Below are 20,462 nucleotides of genomic sequence, written 5' to 3'. Positions count from 1 at the left end.
CTACCCAACCTCCGTCCATGTCCTTCATCCACGATGACTTCCTGCTGTCCACCCAGACCGCACGCCGCCTCTACCACTCCTTTGCCAAAGACGAGCCCATCCTGGATTACCACAACCACCTGCCGCCGAAGGACATCGCCGAAGACCGCCAGTTCCGGAACCTCCACGAAATCTGGCTCGAGGGCGACCACTACAAATGGCGCGCCATGCGCTGCAACGGCATCCCTGAAGAGTTGATCACGGGCGATGCCACCCCCCGCGAAAAATTCCTCGCCTGGGCCAAGACCGTCCCCCACACCCTGCGCAACCCTCTCTATCACTGGACCCACATTGAGCTGAAGCGCTACTTCGGCATTGATGAGCTGCTCAATGAAAAGACCGCCCCCGCCATTTGGGAGCAGACCCAGGCCGCGCTGGCCCGCCCAGAAATGAGCACCCGCGGCATCCTGCGCAGCCAGAAAGTCCGCGCCCTCTGCACCACCGATGATCCTACCGACGACCTCGCCTGGCACAAAAAGTGCGCGGACGACGGCTTTGAAATCGGCGTTTACCCCACCTTCCGTCCAGACAAAGCCCTCGCCGTCCAGCAGCCCGAAGCCTGGAACCTCTGGTGCGACAAACTGGCCGCCGCCGCAAATACCGATATCAACAGCTTCAGCGCCCTGCTCACCGCCCTGGAAAAGCGCCACGACTTCTTCCACAGCATGGGCTGCCGCCTCAGCGACCACGGCCTGAACCGCTGCTACGCCAACTTCTCCACCGAGGCCGCCGCCTCCCGCATCTTTGACCGCTATCGCAGCCACCGCACGAAGCGCCTCTACCCGGAAGATCACGAGCTCCTCGCCACCCACATCATGCTCCACGTCGGCCGGCTGAATGCGCGCCGCAAATGGACCATGCAGCTCCACCTCGGCCCCGTCCGCAACAACAACTCCCGCCTTGCCAAAAAAGTGGGTGCCGACGTCGGCTGCGACAGCATCGGCGACTATCCCCAGGCGGAGAGCCTCAGCCGCTTCCTCGACGCCCTCGACACCGAAAACTCGCTGCCGAAAACCGTCCTCTACAACGTCAATCCGGCCGACAACTACGTCTTCGGCACCATGGCCGGAAACTTCGCCGACGGCACCACGCCCGGCAAAGTCCAGTTTGGCTCCGGCTGGTGGTTTGTGGACCAGAAGGAAGGCATGGAATGGCAGATCAATGCCCTCAGCAACCTTGGCCTCCTCAGCCGCTTCATCGGCATGCTGACGGATAGCCGCAGCTTCATGTCCTTCCCGCGTCATGAATACTTCCGCCGCACCCTGTGCAACCTCCTCGGCAACGATATCGAAGCCGGCCTCATCCCAGAGGACGACGAACTCACCGGCAGCATGGTGAAAAACATCTGCTACGCCAACGCCAAAGCCTACCTCGGCCTCGAAGTCAGCTAAGCTCAGGCTCCCTCACCCCAAATCCGCGCGGCCCTTCATCCAAAGGGCTGCGCTTTTTTGTGCCACTATCGCAGGCCCAGCCACCCCGCCGCCACGAAGTGTCCTGGACTGCGCCAGTCCTCTGGCGCTTTCGAAAAGCTCACCCGGCCACGTCCGCCCCTGGCTTAGGCCCCGTTGTCACCCATCTTGTTAATCCTGCCATCCTGTCAATCCTGTAAAAAAAGCCCACTTCATTCCCCCAAGCCGCGTCCGCTCACTCGCTGCCCCCCACAAAAAACACCGCATTTCTCCCAGCATCCGCCCACCGCTCCTCCCTTGCACCCAGCGGCATTATGCGCTCCCCTCTTTCCCCGCACTTTTCCCGCCCCCATGCCCGAGACCGCCCCATCGCCCGTCATCACCAACATTGCTGCTTACCAGTTCGCCACCCTCACGGACCTCAAGTCGCTGCGGGAGCATCTTGTGGCCCAGTGCAAGGCCTGGGGGCTGAAGGGCACCATCCTGCTCAGCACCGAGGGCATCAATCTTTTCGTCGCCGGTCTCCGTCCTGAAATCGATCTCCTCCTGGCCGAACTCCGCGCCCTCCCCGGCCTGGAAACGCTCACGCCCAAGTTCAGCGAAAGCGCTCACCAGCCCTTCCGCCGCATGCTCGTCCGCATCAAAAAGGAGATCATCGCCTTTGGAGTCGAAGGCATCGAACCCGCCAAATACACTTCCCCGCGCATCGAGGCCAAAACCCTCAAGCAATGGCTCGATGAAGGCCGCCCCATCACCTTGCTGGATACCCGCAACGACTATGAGGTGAAGCTCGGCACCTTCAAAAACGCCCACATCATTGGCGTGGACAGCTTCCGCGATTTCCCTGAGGCCGTCCGTCGCCTGCCGGAGGAACTGAAGCAACAGCCCATCGTCACCTTCTGCACCGGCGGCATCCGCTGTGAAAAAGCCGCCCCTTTCATGGAGCGTGAAGGCTTCCAGCAAGTCTGGCAGCTCGAGGGTGGCATCCTAAAATATTTCGAAGAAGTCGGCGGCGCTCATTACGATGGCGACTGCTTCGTGTTCGATCAGCGCGTCGGTGTGGACCCTGGCTTGGCCGAGACCGATTCCGTCCAGTGTTTCATGTGCCAGTCCCCGCTGACGGACGAGGACCAGAAAGACCCGCGTTTTGTCGAGCATGTTTCCTGCCCTTACTGTTTCAAGACCACGGAGCAAAAGATGCAGGAAAACATCGCCTCACGGCATGCCGCCATCCACGCCCTCACCCATCCGCTGCCCGGCAGCGCCCCTTACGATCACCAGCAGCCGCTGAATGTCCCCCGCGCCTGCGATGGCCTCACGTTGCTGGAAACCCTCGTCACCATCCTCCCTCACGTGCCGCAGGAGGAGCTGCTGCAGCGGTTTGCAAACCAGCGCATCCTGGACAAGGACGAACGCCCCGTCGCCCCCACCCAGATCGTCGGGGCAGGGGAGCGCTACCTCCGCCTGCTGCCCGGCTTGGTCGAGCCCGAGGTCAATGCGGACATCCGCCTTCTGCATGAGGATGAAGCCATCGTCGTCTTGGAAAAACCAGCCCCGCTGCCCATGCACCCCGGCGGCCGGTTCAATCGCAACACCCTCCACTATATCCTGGGCGAGGTGTATGAGCCCCAGAAACCCCGGCCCTGCCACCGGTTGGATGCCAATACCACCGGCCTTATCGTCGTGGCCCGCACCCGTCACTTCGCCGGGCTCGTGCAGCCCCAGTTCTCCCGGGGTGAGGTGGAAAAAGTCTATCTCGCACGCATCCAGGGCCACCCGGAAAGCGACACCTTCATTTCCGATGCTCCCATCAGTGATGTCCCCGGGGCCATGGGCAGCCGGGAGGTGGATGAAGAAAACGGCCGCGAAGCCCGCACCGAATTCCGCGTGCTGCGCCGCGAGGCCGATGGCACCGCCCTCGTCGAGGCCCGCCCCATCACTGGCCGTACCAATCAGATCCGCATCCATCTCTGGCAGCTCGGCCACCCCATCGTGGGAGATCCCGTCTATCTCCCCGGCCAGACCGTCGGCGACACCCAGACCCTCGATATCGCCGCCTCTCCCATGTGCCTGCACGCTTGGCAGATCAGCTTCATCCATCCCTTGAACCAGGAACGGATGAAATTTGCCACGGCGCTTCCGGCTTGGGCCTCACTCGAAGGCGCTCAGCCCTAGGCCTGGAGAAGACGCAGCTACTGCAAAAACGGATTCGTCTCGCGCTCCTCGCCCAGCGTCGTGTCCGGCCCGTGGCCAGAGAAGACCTGGGTTTCCGCAGGCAGGGCCCATAGCTTCTCACGGATGCCCGTCACCAGTTGCTGGTGCGAGCCGCCAGGGAAGTCGGACCGCCCCAGGCTGCCGCTGAAGATCACATCCCCGCTGAAAAGCACGCCCGCCTCCTCCAGCCAAAAGCACAGGCTGTCCGGCGAGTGCCCCGGAATGTGTTGCAGCTTCCATGTCTGGCCCACGGCCTCCACCTCCGTCATGTCTTTCAGCACATGGTCCACCGTGAATTCCGGCACGGAAAAAGCGCTGCCCGCCATCGCCCCGAAGAATCTCTCCAGGGTCAGGTTCCGGTCAAACTCCGTCCAGGCATACACCGGGCACTGATGGCCCTCCTTCACCGCCGCTGCATCCATTACATGGTCAAAGTGCTGATGGGTCAAAAACAGAGCATCCACCTTCACATTCTGGCTTTCCAGCCACCTTGCCACCCCCTGCGGAGCATCCACCAAAAGGTTAAATCGCGGCAGGCGCAGCAAATGGCCGTTAGTCTCGACAATTCCGCCCGTGTAGGTTTCCAATTGCAACATAACCTGCTGCTGATGTGGGAAACCTGTGGACATTTCAAGCGGCAAACGGCAAATTTGCTGACGATTTCTCCCGCTGCAATGCGTAATTAGACAGCAAACCCCCATGACTCGTCATCCCTTGTCCTTCGTGGCCGCCAGCCTGGCGACCATCACCCTGGCATTTACGCCTGCACGCGCCGAGACCAATTTTGGTCAAGTAGCCATGCATGTTGCCTACATGCTCCAGAGTCAGCACTACTCTCACCGGGACTTCGATGACGAAGTCTCGGCCAAGCTCCTGCAGAATTATCTGAACCTGCTCGATTTCCGTCACGTCTTCTTCACCCAGGCCGATGTGGATGGTTTTAAGAGCAAGTATGACACGACCCTCGATGACCACGTCCTGATGCGCAACATCAGCCCCGCCATTGAGATCTACGACATCTACAAGCAGCGCGTCAAGGAGCGCATCGACTTCACCCAGAAGACCCTCAAGGACCACAAGTTCACCTTCGACTCCACCCGCACCATTGAGCTGAAGCGCGATGCGGCCCCTTATCCGAAAGACAAGGCGGAGCAGGACAAAATCTGGCTCGACATCCTTGAGGACAACCTCCTCCAGGAAAAGCTGGCCGATGAAGCCAAGGCCGAAGACGCCAAAAAGAAGGCCGAAGAAAAGGCTAAAAAGGAAGCTGAGAAAAAGCCCGACACCGCCGCCGCTGACAAAAAGCCTGAAGGCGAGAAAAAGCCAGAGGCCGACAAAGCCGTCGCTGCCGCCAAGCCTGCCGCCGCCCCGGCCAAGGAAGAAAAGCCCTTCACCGCCGAAGAGCGCGTGATGAAGGACTATGAGCGCCTTCTCGAAAGCATCGAGGAAAACGACCAGGAAGACGTCGTGGACTTCTTCCTCTCCAGCCTCTCCGCCGCCTACGATCCGCACACGGAATACATGAGCGTCAATGAGACCGACAACTTCAACATCCAGATGAAGCACAAGCTCGTCGGCATCGGTGCCCTTCTCGGCCTGGTGGATGACGTTGCCCAGATCCAGGGCATCGTCGTCGGTGGTCCTGCCGACAAGCAGGGCGAGCTGAAGCTCAATGACAAGATCACCGGCGTGGCCCAGGGCGATGCCGAATTCGTCGAGACCAAGTACATGAAGCTGCAGAAGATCGTGGACATGATCCGCGGCAAGGACGGCAGCACCGTCCGCCTGCGTGTCAATCCGGCTGACGATCCTAGCGCCACCAAGATCATCACCATCGTTCGTGGCGAGGTGGAACTGAAGGAAAAGCTCGCCAACGCCGAGCTCCTCCTCACGCCTTCCGAAATGGGCCCGCCCATGAAGATCGGCTGGATCAATCTTTCCTCCTTCTATGCCGACATGGAAGAGGGCACCGTCAGCACCACCGATGACGTCCAGCGTCTGCTCGCTCGCCTCATGAAGGAAAAGATCGACGGTCTCGTCCTCGACCTTCGCGGCAATGGCGGCGGCTCCCTGGAGGAAGCCATCCGCCTCACCGGCCTCTTTGTTCCTTCCGGCCCCGTCGTCCAGGCCAAAGACTGGCGCGGTTCCATCTCCTGGCGCGAATGCGAAACGCCCAAGGCCTTCTACGACGGCCCCATGATCGTCCTCACCGACAAGACCAGCGCCTCCGCCTCGGAGATTTTGGCCGCCGCCCTTCAGGACTACCGCCGCGCCCTCATCGTCGGTGACAAGTCCACCTTCGGCAAAGGCACCGTGCAGACCATCCTGCCCGTGGACCGCTTCATGCCCTTCTTCAGCGACAAAAGCCGCGCCGGTAATCTCAAGGTCACCATCCAGAAGTTCTACCGCATCGCTGGCGGCTCCACCCAGCTTAAAGGCGTCGAGCCCGATCTCGTCCTGCCTTCCATCCGCGACGTCCTCGACATCGGTGAAGGCTCTGCCGACAACCCGCTGCCCTACGACACCATCCCGGCCCGCAAATACAGCCTCATCACCGAGAAACCCTACCCCCTCGAAGAGCTGCGCAACCGCCTCACCGGCCGTCTCAACAGCAATCCCGAGTTCCAATACATCCTCGATGAGTCCAAGCGCCTGAAAGAGCGCATCGACCGCAACACCGCCGTCCTCAGCCTGGCCGAACGCGAAAAAGAAACCGCCGAAACCAAGGCCCGCCGCGAGAAGCAGGAAGCTGAGCGCGCCACCCGCGTCAAAACCCTCAACGAGAAGCTCAAGCAGGATGGTTTCAAAACCTATCACCTCACCCTCGACAACGTGGATGCTGCCGAACTCGTCCCCGAGTCTGCCTTCACCCGCGAGCAGAGCACCGGCATGAAAATGGCCGCCAAAGCCGATGGCGAAGAAGGCGCTTCCGAGCTCTCTAAATTCCCCTACGGCCTCGAGCCCACCAAGCTCGAAACCGTCAACATCATGCGTGACTTCCTCGAACTCACCAGCAAGCGCCCCACCACCGCCAAAGCTGAAGAGAAGATCGCCAAATAATCTCTGATCCCACCCGGATCCCTCCACAGCGCGTCCCCCTGCAAAGGCGGACGCGCTTTTTTGTGTAACTGCCTGTCACCCCGGCCTCGGCTCCCGGAGGGAGCCCGGAACGTAGCCGGTGGTGAAGGAGGCGCAGCCACCGGGAACCACCGGACCCCAATCGAACCAACGATGTCAATCAAGGTCGCGTCCTGAAGGGACGCTGGAATCCTCCGCCCGCTCTGACACAAACGAGCTTCCCCACCGCCCCCCTAGGAGCAAGACTTGCCAAGTCCGGCCCCTGCTCCCGGAGGGAGCCCGGAAAGTAGCCGGTGGTGAAGGTGGCGCAGCCACCGAGAACCACCGGACCCCAATCGAACCAACGATTTCAATCAAGGTCGCGTCCTGAAGGGACGCCGGAATCCTCCACCCACTCTCACACAAACGAGCTTCCCCACCGCCCCCCAAGGAGCGGGACTTGCCAAGTCCCGGCCCCTGAACCTGCCCCCACCTTTCCGCCTCGACAGTCGCAGCGGCACCGCAGTCGCGAAGCGTCCTGGACTGCGCCAGTCCTCTGGCGCTCTCGAAAAGCTCACCTACCCTCGAGCTTCCAAAAGGCCTCCCTTCTGCGGAATTCCGCACCCGCCACTCCGGCCCAGCTCCCGGAGGGAGCCCGGAACGTAGCCGGTGGTGAAGGTGGCGCAGCCACCGGGAACCACCGGACCCCAATCGAACCAACGATGTCAATCAAGGTCGCGTCCTGAAGGGACGCTGGAATCCACCGCCCGCTCTGACACAAACGAGCTTCCCCACCGCCCCCCTAGGAGCAAGACTTGCCAAGTCCCGGCCTCTGAACCTGTCCGCACCTTTCCGCCTCGACAGTCGCAGCGGCACCGCAGTCGCGAAGCGTCCTGGACTGCGCCAGTCCCCTGGCGCTCTCGAAAAGCTCACCTACCCCTGAGCTTCCAAAAAGCCTCTCTTCTGTGGAATTCCGCACCCTCCACCGCAGCCCCTGCTCCCGGAGGGAGCTCGGAAAGTAGCCGGTGGTGAAGGTGGCGCAGCCACCGAGAACCACCGGACCCCAATCGAACCAACGATGTCAATCAAGGTCGCGTCCTGAAGGGACGCCGGAATCCACCGCCCGCTCTGACACAAACGAGCTTCCCCACCGCCCCCCAAGGAGCGGGACTTGCCAAGTCCCGGCCCCTGAACCTGCCCTCACCTTTTCGCCTCGACGCTCGCAGCGGCACCGCAGTCGCAAAGCGTTCTGGACTGCGCCAGTCCTCTGGCGCTCTCGAAAAGCTCACCTACCCCTGAGCTTCCAAAAGGCCTCCCTTCTGCGGAATTCCGCACCCGCCACTCCGACCTCGGCTCCCGGAGGGAGCCCGGAAAGTAGCCGGTGGTGAAGGTGGCGCAGCCACCGAGAACCACCGGACCCCAATCGAACCAACGATGTCAATCAAGGTCGCGTCCTGAAGGGACGCCGGAATCCACCGCCCGCTCTAACACAAACGAGCTTCCCCACCGCCCCCAGGGACCGGGACTTGCCAAGTCCCTGCCCCTAAACCTGCGCCACTCTCCAGCCCCTGCCTCCCAGAAAATGGCAAAAAGATATCCGGTAGAAGATGGATGAATCATTCCGCCTAACCAAATGCACATCCACTGAAAAAGTTGGATCCATTCCCCCATCCACCCCAAACACGCCCAAACCACGGGACTTGGCAAGTCTCGCTCCTGGGGCTCAAACCTTGGGTCGGTCTACCCCTCCGTTCCCGCCAGCTCTGCTGGTGTCTAGCCTTTAGGCGATCTGGAGAAGGTTCGGCAGGTCATGGAGTCGCCTAAAGGCTAGACACCAACAGACCGAACAAACCCGCCCCATCCGACACCTTGCCAAACATCTTGTTAATCCTGGAATCTTGTCAATCCTGTTAAAAAAGCCCGCCCCATTCCCCCAGCTCTCGTCCACTCTAAAGACTCCCCAAACCACGGGACTTGGCAAGTCACGCTCCTTGGGCTCAAACCTTGGGTCGGCCTACCCCTCTGTTCCCGCCAGCTCTGCTGGTGTCTAGCCTTTAGGCGATCTGGAGAAGGTTCGGCACGTCATGGAGTTGCCTAAAGGCTAGACACCAACAGACCGAACAAACCCGCCCCATCCGACACCTTGCCAAACATCTTGTTAATCCTGGAATCTTGTCAATCCTGTTAAAAAAGCCCGCCCCATTCCCCCAGCTCTCGTCCACTCTAAAGACTCCCCAAACCACGGGACTTGCCAAATCCCGACCCCTGAACCTGCCCTCACGCTCAAATCCCTCTACCCCCTCGCGATCCTCTGCTGCAGCAGCACCTCAAAGAACAGCAGCACCAGCAGCCCGATGAGAAACGGCTGCCACAGTTCACTGCCATGGCGGCGGGTGCGGTCCAGCTTTTGCCAGGCATCGAAAGACTCCACAAAGGCCGCGTCATACCGCTCGGCCAGTTGCTTCACCTGCTCCTGGGGCAGGGGAGCCAGGTTGGATTCTGCCGGGTCCAGATTGTAGGCCAGCAGGCGCGTGCTGTTCCCCTGCGTCAGCTTATAGATGCCCGGACTCGTGATTGGGGGGGACTCCAGCAGAGCGTGGTCGCCTTCGGCTTTCACCTTCAGTGTCTGCGTCTGGCTGGTCACATCGCGCAGGGTGTACTCCACCCCAGCGCGTTCTTTGGCCATCACCACCCGCAGCGGTGCGCCCACTTGATCCCAGGCGGTGACGGTGCTCTGCGTGGCTAGGTAGGTCACCAGACGCTGCATCAGCGGCACAAAAAAGGGTTGGAGCGGCAGGTTAGACCACTCAGCATCCGCCGTCGTGGCGGAGAGGATCACCCGGCCACGTTCCCTCGCTTTTTCCAAAAACAGCGGCGTGCCGCGATCCAGCATCAGCAGCGGCTTCGATCCAGCGTCTTGGGCTGTATCCAGTTCCATCCAGGCCTGGAAGCCAGCTTCTTGCAGCCGTCCCCCACGGGCATCATTGAAGTAAACCGTAGCCGGATGGGTGAGCCGTTGTTGCAGGATGCGCGCCGGGGCTGCTGAGGTGGCACGTTGCAGACCCTTCAGGCCGGCGGGCAGCAGGCCCTCGCCCTTGCGGTAGAACTCCTGGTTATACCAGTTCAGGTCGCAATGCGGACCCGTGAACACGATCAGTCCGCCGCCTGCCTTCACAAACTTGTCCAGTTCGCTCAGTCGGTTGCCTTGCAGCCGGTCCACATCCGCCAGCACGATGATTTCTTGTCCGCGAAAGTCCGTCTCGCGCAGCCGCTTGGCCTCCACCTTGGTGATGCGGATGAGGTCCTTGAGGCTGGCGCTGGCGGATTGATAAGGCGTGAGTGCCAGTTCCAAAAAGTCCGCCGCACCGCTCAGGGCCTCCGTGCCGGGGTCACCGTCCACCAGCAGCACATTCAGTTGATTGCGCACCTGCACCACGGAGTAAAAAGCATTGTCATCGGCAAAGCTGTCCCCCTCCAGCCGCACGGCCAGGGAGTGATCGCCGATGCTCGTGAAAGCGTGGGTAAAGCTGATCAGCGCCTCGCCCTCCGGGGCCAGCGTCACACGCGAGGTCCGCAGCCGCGCACCGTCCGCCTCCAGATGCACCGCCACATCCTGCCAGGAGCGCTTGCCGTGGTTCTGAATGCGCACCCGCAGGCCGATGGGCTGCTCCTCCGCCACCACCAGCGCGGAAAGGTCGGCGCTGGCGATGCTTAGGTTCTCAGTCAGATCACTGGTTAGGCGGTAAAAGGTCACCTGCGGTTTCGGCTCCTGCTTCATCAGGGCATCCAGCGCGGGCAGGGCCGCCCCATCGGCGGCGCTTTTCCAGTCACTGGACTGGAAGTCGGAAACGATGGCCAGTTCCCGCGCTCCATTGGGTGCGCTGGAGAGGGAGGCCACTGCCGTTTGCAGCGCCTCATTCACCTTCACCGGCCCGGCTTGGTTGGTCGTCTCTGCGAGCTGTTGCGGGATCACTTCCAGCGTGCTGGTGCTTTGGTCCAGCAGCCGCCGGGCATTGCCCCCTGCCAGCACCACTTGTGCGTCGGATCCCTTGGGCTGCGCCTGCAGCACCTGGCCCACATCCTGCCATGCTCGCTCTGCTGGGGAGCCGCCCGGGGCCGGGGCCCGCATGGAAAAGGAATCATCCAGCAGCATCACCAGCGAGGTCTTGCCCAGGCCAAAGGAACGCAGCGCCGTCAGCACCGGCCGCGCCAGGCACAGCGCCAGCACGATCGGGATCGCAATGCGCACCGCCAGCAGCAGCCATTGCTCGATGTTCAGCTTCCGCTTTTTCCGCTGGCGCATCACCTCCTGGAGGAGGTGCATAGCCCCCCAGCGCACCGTCTGCACCCGCCGCTTGTTCAGCAGGTGAATCAGCAGCGGCACCAGAAAAGCAGCCGCGCCAGCAAGAAGGAAAACATTGAGAAAGGTCAAGGGAGGGAGAGGAAAAGGTTATCGTGGGGCAGGCAAAGCGCGCTGTTCCTGGTGTTTCCTGACGGCCTTTGAAATGGCGTCCCGAATGGGGAAGGACAGGCTGATGACAGTCATGAGAATGCAGGCGATCACGCCCGCCTCCACCACGTTTTGAGTGAACCCAAACAACCAGCACAACGCATAAATGAAGGTGACCAAAAGAGCGGTGTCGGTGACCGAAGGCTGTTCGGCATTTAAATAAAAAACGATCCCCGGGACAAGGGCGCAGACCAGGAAGAGGACGGCTTTGATTGCCAGTCCCTTTTTGAATTCCAGAGCTTGCTGAACTTCACGATTGAGTTTGATGGCAAGCACACGGCCATCACTGCCGATCACCATGAAGACCGCTTTGGGATCTGACTCCAGCGCCCGGATGGCGGTGGCCGCGGCGGCTTCCACGGATTCAAACTCGCCAAGATCCCTGGCGTCTCCGAGTGCCGCGACCCGCCTTTCATACTGGCCGTCTTTGAAGGAGTTGGTCGTGCGGGTTTTTCTCCCCTCCTGCAAAAGCGTCACCCGGTCGCCCTTTTCGGGTTCCGGTAGGTCTGCGGCTGGTGGGGAGGTGTGCATGCGCGTTCCGTTCTCATCGCATCCTCAGCGCCAGGTAACTCCGCAAAGCTGCCGCATGGGATTCATCCGTGGGCAGGCTCAGGTAGTCCACCTGATGTTTGCGAAAGCCTTCCTTGAGCTGTCCTTGAAAAGTCTTCAGCACCTCCATGTAGCGCAGCCGCACCGTGGCGGGATCCAGCAGCAGCGAGTCTTCGGCATTCTCCAGATTCTCAAAACGCGACCACTGGCCAAACGGGAACTCCAGCTCATCGCGGTCCCAGAGCTGCATCGCGATCACCTCATGGCCCTTTTTGCGCAGCACGCCGATGGCTTTCAGGATGGAGGCGGCATCGTCAAAGAAATCGCTGATGAGGATCACCAGTCCCCGGCGCTTCAGCCGCTGGGCCAGCGATTCCAAAACTGGGGCCAGCGTTGTGTCTTTGCCCGGCTCCGTTTTGATCATCGTCTCCAGCATGTGATGCAGATGAGTGATGCGTGTCTGGTTCGGGATGAAGTCGCGGATCTTCGTGTCGAAGGTCACCAGTCCCACCGCATCCTGTTGCGACATCAGCAGGTAGGCCATCGCGGCGGCCAGCTTGCGGGCATAGTCAAATTTCAGCACGCCCTTCTGCCCGCGATAGTTCATGGAGCCGCTCGCATCCAGTACCAGCGTGGCGCGCAGGTTCGTCTCTTCATCAAATTCACGGATGTAAAAACGGTCCGCCCGGCCAAAGATCTTCCAGTCCAGACGCCGGATGTCATCCCCTTGCACATAGGGCCGATGCTGGCGGAACTCCACGCTGAACCCCTTATGCGGCGAGGCATGCTGGCCCGTGGTAAAACCCTCCACCACCGTCCGCGCAAAGAGCTGCAGGCTCTGCAGACTCGTGATGTCTTCCGCTTCGAGAATGGAGGAAAGGGTGGCCATGGGGGGAGGTGCTCAGTGCTCAGTGCTCAGACTGAATGGGAAATCGGAGAGTTCATGGGATTCGATGAAAAACTCCATCGAGGGTTCGCTGACCTTGGATGATTTCCAGTCAGGGCAGAATTCATCGGCTCGCTGAGTCATGCTCGCCAGCATGCGACCGATCTCTTGAGAAAGTTGAAAATAAGAGCGGGCATCACCTGCGGTCAGATACCCTGCATCCACAGCAGTGATCAGCCAGTGTTGAGTCTCCAGGTTTTCAGCTTCGGCATCACTGAGCTTGCTTTGGAAGTGTTTGACGTAATCCCGCTTCCCCCAAGCTTCTGCAATTTGGGCTCCTACCGAGCGCACAGCCCTTCTCATCTGGTCGGTTAGCGACCATTTCTCTTCCGACGGAAATGATTTCGATACCTCAAAAAGAGATCCCTGCAGAAGCCGCGTCTTTTGATAAACCCTCAATTGCCAAAAGGCTTTCGCAAACCCCAAGGCTGTATCCGTTGCTTCTTTCATACTCACGTCTCGATGTCGTTTTGCACTCTGAGCACTGCGCACTGAGAACTCAGCACTTGCCTTCATTTGCTCGCAGGGGTGGCACCTTCACAGCACCTTCGCTCCCGGCTTCTTGATCTTGTGGATCAGCTCCTTCACGATCATGTCCACCGTCACCCCTTCAGCCTCCGCATGGAAGGTGGGCACGATGCGGTGACGCAGGGCGGGCAGGGCCAGGGCTTCGATGTCATCCGTGGTCACGTGCGTGCGGCCTTGCAGCAGGGCGCGCACTTTGCCTGCGAGCACCAGCATCTGGCTGGCGCGTGGTCCCGCCCCCCAGCCCACCATTTCTTTGACATAGGGCAGGGCATCGGGCTCGTTGGGCCGGGTGGCACGCACCAGATCCAGCACAAAGTCCGTCACATGGTCCGGCACCGGCACCTGCCGCGCCAGGGCCTGCGCCGCCTGCAATTCTTCGGCAGTGATCACCGCCTCGATCTCTTCCTGCACCCCGCCCGTGGTCCGGGCGATGACTTCGCGTTCCTCCTCACGGCTCGGGTAGTCCACCTTGATCAGGAACAGGAATCGGTCCTTCTGCGCCTCGGGCAGGGGATAGGTGCCTTCCTGCTCGATGGGGTTCTGCGTGGCCAGCACAAAGAAGGGTTTGGGCAAAATGTAGGTCTCCTGGCCCACCGTCACGCTTTTTTCCTGCATCGCCTCCAGCAGGGCCGCCTGCGTCTTCGGCGGGGTTCGGTTGATTTCATCCGCCAGGATGATCTGGGAGAAAATGGGGCCGCGCTGGAACACCAGCTTCCGCCGCCCGGTCTCCGAATCTTCCTGGATGATCTCCGTGCCCGTAATGTCCGCCGGCATCAGGTCCGGGGTGAACTGAATACGGCGGAAGCCCAGGTGCATGGCATCCGCCAGGGACTTCACCAGCAGCGTCTTGGCCAGACCTGGCGCACCTTCCAGCAGGCTGTGCCCCCCGGCGGCGATGGCGATGAACACCTGCTCAATCACCGCCTCCTGCCCGACGATGCGCCGACTGAGCGCTTTTTTGAGTTTTTGATAACCTGAGACAAAGGCGGCGGCGGCAGCGGTATCGGACATGGGAGGGTGAGCTGAGGGCGGAAAAGGCAACGTGGAGACACGAATCCATAGCAGCCTTTCTTTCCGAGTCTTGCAGGATGTCTCTCCGTCTGGCCTTCCTCCCCACCCCATTACCTGACGGAAAAGTTCCGAAAAAGAAGTAAATTTGAGGGTAATTCTGTAACAGATGTCCGATTTCAGGGTGATAGCCCTGTGAGAACGGGTGGTTATGTTCCAGTTTTTTCTGAAAAATATTCTCAACTTCTGTCAGGCAATGTCATAGACTAGCACATTGGATATTCTGGCGTTCTCCTTTCTCTCAACTTTGCTGATGACCATGAAACGACTTTTTTGCCTTGCAGCCACCTGCCTCATTGCCTCTGCGGCCCTCGCACAGACCCTCGTCACCACGCCTGTCATGGGCTTCCTGACGCTGAATCTCCAGGCCGGTACCAACTTCATCGGCTTTGCCCTCCTGCCTTCCATGGAGTTGCAGGCTGTCGTCAATGTCTCAGGCGACCGCACCCGCATCCTCGTTCAGGGGGCTCCTCAGGTGGCCCTCACGGATAATCAGTTCAACCCCGGCTCCCTGCCTTCTCACACCGTCGAGATCGTCAGCGCAGGCACCGGCCTCGGTTTCACCAGCGCCATCGTGGATACGGTCGCCACGGGCAATGAAATCGTCCTCGCCGATGCCGTCCCCGCAGGTGTGGCCGATGGCGCCACCATCAAAGTGTGGAAGCTCTGGACCCTCGCCGATGTCTTCGGTGCCACCAATTCCGCCCTGCTCACCGGCAGCGAAAATCCTGCCACGGCAGACCTCATCCAGCTTCCTAATGGCACCGGCTTTGATGAATATTACTATTCCACGGGCGGTTCCAATGGCGTCGGCTGGCGTCAGGTCGGCCAGGGCGCGGCAGATCAAGCCAATGTCCCTCTCGAATTCAGCGGCGGCATCGCCATCCGCGCTCGCTCGGCTAAATCCGTCGTCATCGTCGGCCAGATCAAGCCCGGCAAAACCATGGTCAATCTCCAGACCGGCAATAATCTGGTCGCCAATCTCTGCCCCGTGAATGCCGCAGGCGATACCCCTTCCACCGAAGGCCGCACCCTGGGCAATTCCGGCCTGCAGACGGGCCTCGCCTCCGGCATCGCTTCCACTCAGTCAGATCTCGTGCTGATCTGGAATGGCCAGGGCTACTCCCAGTATTACTACTCCAGCGGCGGCCTCACTGGCGCAGGCTGGCGTCGCATTGGCGCAGGCTCTGCAGACCAGTCCGGCGTGGCCCTTCCAGACGGTGCCTACATCATCTTCCGCCGTGGCGCACCCACCCAGATCCAGGTGAACCAGGGCAATTTCTGATCTGGTTCCGCTCTCCCTCCTTTTGATTTTCCTTTGATTATGAAGAAACTCTTCTCTCTCCTCGGCAGTTGCCTTGTGCTCATCGGTAGCAGCCAGGGTGCCTCGCTGACGGTTTCCAACTACAACCCGGCAGGCAATGGCAACCATGGCATTGCCGATCTGGCTGGCGTCCGCATCGCGGGCACGGCGGGCCGTGGCGTGGTCGGGAGAATGAATGGCCTCTCAGAAATCGAAGTCGCCAACAAAGCCACCGCCGGGGACATCGCTGGCCTCAATGCCGCTTTCCAGCCTTTCGGCGCAGACTTTGCCCTCGACAGCCTCGGCGAGGCCGGAGCTTTTGAGGCGCAACTGAATTTCGATACCCGGAACTCCGTCCGCCCTGGATACGGTGGCAGCCCCATCTATTTCTGGGGCTACAAAGGTGCCAGCCGCACCAATGCCACGGAGTACCTGCTCATCCGTCTGAACACGCTCTTTCCGGTCGATTCGGAGACCCTGCCGCCCTCCGTCCTGGAAGTGGCCATCAATCCTGTCGGTGTCTCCGCCATCCTTTCCGGCTCGGTCGGCCCAGGTTCCCACGACTATGGTCAGGGCAGCGGCCCTTTGGCGATGTACCAGATGATCTTGACCACCACGTCCTCAAACGTGGCCCCCATCGCTAACGATGGCGTGCTCGCCGCTTTCTCTGGCGTGCCGAAAAATGGCGTCCTCACCGCCTCCGATGCCAATAACGACGTGCTGACCTTTGCCAAGGTCACTGATCCGACCAAGGGCGTCGTCGAGGTCCAGGCTAACGGCAACTACACCTACACCGCCAATGTCGGTCAGCTCGGGGCTGACAGCTTCACTTTCGTGGCCGATGACGGCCCCGAAACCTCCGCTCCGGCCACGATTAACATCACGATCAGCGAGCCACCGCCAAATGAGGCCCCTGTCGCCATCCCGACGGAGATCTACGGCCGCGCAGGCGATATCATTGCCGGAGTGCTTGAAGGCACCGATGGCAACGATGATTCGCTCGCTTTCTCTCTGGTGGCTTCGCCCGTTTCCGGAAGCGTCATTCTTTTCTCAGATGGCCGCTTTACCTATCGTCCCAGCCCGGGCTTCGTCGGCACCGATTCCTTCACCTTCAAGGTCAATGACGGCAATGCCGATTCGGCCGCCGCCACAGTGCAGATCGTGATCCAGCAGGACATCCCCTCCTGGGTCTGGGTGGATGGTGACAACCTCCCCAAGCAGCGCGGTATCTACGGCACAGTGGGTGAAGCTGCCCCTGCCAACAAGCCCGGTGCCCGAACCGAGGCTGCCAGCGTCAGCAGTTCCGGCGGCATCTCCTATCACTTCGGCGGTCTGGGTTATGGCGAAGGCACCAAGACCGGCGTCCTCAACGACCTCTGGAGTTATGATTCCGCCAGCGGCGAGTGGACCTGGATCAGCGGCGGAAAAGACGTCAATGCCCCGGGCAGCTACGGCAACAAAGGCGAAGCTTCTGAAACCAATGTCCCGCCAGCCCGCAGCGGTGCCCTCATGTGGCAGGACAATGATGGCGTCCTCTGGGTCTTCGGCGGCACCAATGCCACCAAGGGTCTCCTCAATGATCTCTGGAAATATGACCTGACTGAAAATGAGTGGACCTGGGTCGGCGGAGCCAGCACCGCCAATGCCACTGGCACCTACGGCAGCCTCGGCCAGCCCAATGCTCTCAATGCCCCCGGCGCACGCACCAATGCCGTCTCCTGGAAGGATGCCTCGGGCCGTCTCTTCCTTTTCGGCGGTCGCGGTCTTCCCGCCACCGGCGTCAAGGTGGGCCTCCTCAATGACCTCTGGGCCTTTGATATCGCTCTCGGCCAGTGGACCTGGCTCAGCGGCAGCAACGGCCTCGATGCCATCGGCGTCTATGGCGCTCTCGGCCAGCCTTCCAGCAGCAATGTTCCCGGTGGCCGCTCCGGCGCAGCCGCCTGGGTGGGCAATAGCGGTAACCTTTGGCTCTTCGGCGGCAATGGCCGTGGCAATGCCACCAAGCTGGGCAACCTGAACGACCTCTGGCAGTTCGACTTCATCTCCAATGAATGGACCTGGATCTCCGGCTCCCAGGCTGTCAATGCCGTCGGCGTTTACGGCACCCTCGGCGACCACGCCTTGAATACCGTCCCAGGGGCCCGCGCCGGTGCCACCTCCTGGCTCGCTTCCGATGGTTCCCTCCTCCTCTTTGGCGGCCAGGGCAGCGGTCATTTCAATGATGTCTGGGTCTTTGATACCGAAGAGTACCAGTGGACTTGGTTGAAAGGCTCCTCCGCCCTCAATGGCCTCGCTTCTTACGGCCAGCTTGGCGTGCCATCGCCCTCCTCCACCCCCGGCGCACGCCGTGGCTCCTCCGCCTTTACGGATGCCGAGGGCAATCTCATGATCTTCGCTGGCACCAACGGGGCCAACAGCAACAACGACGTCTGGGTGCTCGACATCCCCGAGTTCCCCATCGTCGAGCTTCAGTCCATCGCCAGCATCACGGAAGACTCCGCCACCGTCACCGTGAAGATCAATCCCAACGGCAACTCCACCTCTGCCGTCCTCAAGCTCATCAAGCTCACCGGCAGCGAAGATGAAACAGAGATCGATCTCGGTATCATCGGCAGCGGCAGCACCCCCGTCACCGTGGTTGAAGAACTGACCGATCTCGATCTCGGCTCCCGCTACGCCGTCATCGTCGAGGCCGAAAACATCCTCGGTTCCGGTCAGAGCCTCGTCCGCATCTTCACCACCCTCGGCACCGCCCCGGCCATCATTGCCAATTTTGACGAAACCGAAAGCTCTTACCAGGAATCCGAAGGCACCGTGGCGGTTGAGGTCGTTCTCACCTCTCCTGCGACGGAGGCATTCACACTTCCGTTCACCGTCAGCGGCACAGCATCTGAAGGGGCCACCGGAGATTTTGTCACCACCCCGGCCTCCGGTTCCGTCAGCTTCTTCATCGGCCAGAGCCGCGCCACGGTCAATGTCGCCATCCGCGACGACCTCACGCTGGATGCCGATGAAACCGTCATCCTCACCCTGGGCACTCCCTCCGTCGTCAGCGTCACCACCGGTGATGACGACGTCCACACCCTCACCATTCAGGACAACGACGGCCCGCCTGTCTTTGTTCAGGCCCCCGGTTCCCAGCTCGCCCGTCTCGGCAGCAGGGTGGTCTTTAATGGCACTGCCACCGGCACTCCCGTCCTGGCCTACCAGTGGCGCAAAGGCGCGACCAACATCGCCAAGGCCACCCTCCCCACCTACACCTTCGCCAGCGTGAAGCTCACCGATGCAGGCACCTACGGTGTGGATGTGCGCAACAGCATCGACACGCTCATCGCCAATTTCGACCTCGCCGTCGTGGATACCTCCGCCCGCAGCATCGTCCAGGCTGAAGGCACCACTGTCAGCGTCAAGGTGCTGAATCAAGGCACCGGCCTTACCTTTGCCTGGTTGAAAGAGGGAGACCCCATCGGCCAGACCACTGATACCCTCACCATCCCGAACGCCACAGCCCTCGATTCCGGGGATTACACCTGTGTCATTTCGAAAGACGGCAGCGCCCCGCTCACCACTGGCATCATTCGCGTGAGCATCTTTGAAGAAGTCGTCGCGCTGCCCGCCTTCCTCGCTGGTAACTACGTCGGTCTGGTCAGCCCAGATGAATCGGCCGGCGCGCCGCTCGGTGGCCGTTTTGATGTCGCCGTCACCACCAAGGGCGCCTACACCGCCAAGCTCATCCTCGGCACCACCACCCTTACCGGGAAGGGCCAACTCTTCATCACTGGCGATGCCACCGCAGCCGAAGGCCAGGCCACCGTCAGCTTTGTCCGCAAGGGCCTGCCAAATCTCACCGTCCAGTTCGTCCTCAGTGGCGATGCAGACGAGCCCGTCTCCCAGGCGATGGAAGGCCGCCTGGATGATCCCTTCAACGGAGGCAGCACCGGAATCGAAGGCTACCGCAACCCCTGGGTCGCCAAGCCCAAGGTCGGTAGCTCCGATCTGGCAGCCACCAGCTACGCAGGCAGCTACACCTTCGGTTTGGACATTCCTGAAGATCTCGTCGGTATTCTCGATATCCCGCAGGGCAACGGCTTTGGTGCCGCCACCGTTACCACTGCAGGCACTGTGGCGTTTGTTGGTCGCACCGCCGATGGTGGCAAGTTCACCTTCTCCTCCATCGTCGGGCCGGAGGGCGATGTGCCATTCTACTCCGCCTTCACCCTCACCCAGGGTTACCTCGCGGGCTTCACCGCCATCACTCCTGCTGGCACAGACTTCGACAGCAACGGCTTCAATGGTTCCCTCTTCTGGAAGAAGGTGGCCGCCGATGCCAAGTCCAAGGAACTCGCCTACCGCGCCGGGTTTGATGAGATCGAACTCACCCTCTTCGGTGGCAAATGGCAGCCTCCCGCCAGCGGTGGTGTCATTGGTGGCCTCAGAAATCAGGATAACAACAATGCAGTCCTCTCCCTCAGAGAAGGCGGCTCCTTGCAGGCCGGGATCGAGTCCTTCACCTTCAGCATCCGCAACCTGAAGACCACCGGTGTCGTCCAGACAGTCATTGTTGATAAGACCCTGACCGGCAATCCGAACAGCGTCACCTTCAAGCTCATTGCCAATCCCGTGGGCCACTACTCCGGCACCTTTACCGTTCCAAACCCGGTGAAGACCCTCGTCCGCACCGCCACCTATCAGGGCACCTTCGTCCGCCGCTCGGACGGTCGATTCCAGAGCGCTGGTTTCTTCCTCCTGGCCCAGCCTCCGGAGCCCGGTCAGACGGTGAAGACCGCGCCTCAGCTCAGTGGCCAGGCCCAGATCGGCGGGCCGCGCTGAACGCCATCT

Annotated in this window: 11 protein-coding genes; 5 read left to right on the top strand and 6 right to left on the bottom strand. The window is 60.9% G+C overall.

Going from position 1 to position 20,462, the window contains the following annotated elements; genetic code table 11:
• Positions 1-17 precede the first annotated feature (17 nt).
• A complete protein-coding gene (uxaC, locus tag ABEB25_RS15590; protein WP_345737347.1) occupies positions 18-1,430 on the top strand; it encodes a glucuronate isomerase in 1,413 nt (470 codons plus the stop codon).
• Between the two features lie 369 nt (positions 1,431-1,799).
• Positions 1,800-3,623 carry a sulfurtransferase gene (locus ABEB25_RS15585; protein WP_345737346.1) on the top strand — a complete coding sequence of 608 codons (1,824 nt, stop codon included), beginning with the start codon at positions 1,800-1,802 and terminating at the stop codon, positions 3,621-3,623.
• Positions 3,624-3,640: 17 nt separating this feature from the next.
• Here the strand turns inward: ABEB25_RS15585 and ABEB25_RS15580 are convergent, their stop codons facing one another.
• On the bottom strand, positions 3,641-4,291 hold the full coding sequence (locus tag ABEB25_RS15580; RefSeq protein ID WP_345737345.1) for an MBL fold metallo-hydrolase: 651 nt from the start codon (positions 4,289-4,291) through the stop codon (positions 3,641-3,643).
• Positions 4,292-4,361: 70 nt separating this feature from the next.
• Between ABEB25_RS15580 and ABEB25_RS15575 the strand changes: the two genes are divergently transcribed.
• Positions 4,362-6,722 carry a carboxy terminal-processing peptidase gene (locus ABEB25_RS15575; RefSeq protein WP_345737344.1) on the top strand — a complete coding sequence of 787 codons (2,361 nt, stop codon included), beginning with the start codon at positions 4,362-4,364 and terminating at the stop codon, positions 6,720-6,722.
• A gap of 2,290 nt (positions 6,723-9,012) precedes the next feature.
• Here ABEB25_RS15575 and ABEB25_RS15570 read toward each other — a convergent pair.
• The 5 genes from ABEB25_RS15570 to ABEB25_RS15550 form a co-directional block, all read right to left on the bottom strand.
• Positions 9,013-11,151 (bottom strand): BatA domain-containing protein, encoded by a 2,139-nt coding sequence (locus ABEB25_RS15570; RefSeq protein ID WP_345737343.1) that lies wholly within the window; start codon positions 11,149-11,151, stop codon positions 9,013-9,015.
• Positions 11,152-11,169: 18 nt separating this feature from the next.
• The gene (locus ABEB25_RS15565) at positions 11,170-11,760 is read right to left on the bottom strand and encodes a hypothetical protein (protein ID WP_345737342.1); all 591 of its coding nucleotides are present in this window, start codon (positions 11,758-11,760) and stop codon (positions 11,170-11,172) included.
• A 13-nt stretch (positions 11,761-11,773) separates the two neighbouring features.
• A complete protein-coding gene (locus ABEB25_RS15560; RefSeq protein WP_345737341.1) occupies positions 11,774-12,667 on the bottom strand; it encodes a DUF58 domain-containing protein in 894 nt (297 codons plus the stop codon).
• A 12-nt stretch (positions 12,668-12,679) separates the two neighbouring features.
• Positions 12,680-13,174, bottom strand: a complete 495-nt coding sequence (locus ABEB25_RS15555; RefSeq protein WP_345737340.1) for a four helix bundle protein — start codon at positions 13,172-13,174, stop codon at positions 12,680-12,682.
• 87 nt (positions 13,175-13,261) lie between these two features.
• Complete coding sequence (locus ABEB25_RS15550; protein WP_345737339.1) at positions 13,262-14,263, bottom strand: AAA family ATPase; 1,002 nt, start codon at positions 14,261-14,263, stop codon at positions 13,262-13,264.
• A gap of 316 nt (positions 14,264-14,579) precedes the next feature.
• On the opposite strand from ABEB25_RS15550, the gene ABEB25_RS15545 reads away from it, so the two are divergent.
• Both ABEB25_RS15545 and ABEB25_RS15540 read left to right on the top strand, forming a co-directional pair.
• Positions 14,580-15,605 (top strand): TIGR02597 family protein, encoded by a 1,026-nt coding sequence (locus tag ABEB25_RS15545; protein ID WP_345737338.1) that lies wholly within the window; start codon positions 14,580-14,582, stop codon positions 15,603-15,605.
• Positions 15,606-15,644: 39 nt separating this feature from the next.
• Complete coding sequence (locus ABEB25_RS15540; protein WP_345737337.1) at positions 15,645-20,453, top strand: Kelch repeat-containing protein; 4,809 nt, start codon at positions 15,645-15,647, stop codon at positions 20,451-20,453.
• Positions 20,454-20,462: the final 9 nt, after the last annotated feature.

It is taken from the genome of Prosthecobacter algae, assembly GCF_039542385.1.
GTDB classification, from domain to species: Bacteria; Verrucomicrobiota; Verrucomicrobiia; order Verrucomicrobiales; family Verrucomicrobiaceae; genus Prosthecobacter; species Prosthecobacter algae.
The sequence above is the reverse complement of the archived record's forward strand: the minus strand, read 5'-3'. Positions and strand labels throughout refer to the sequence as shown.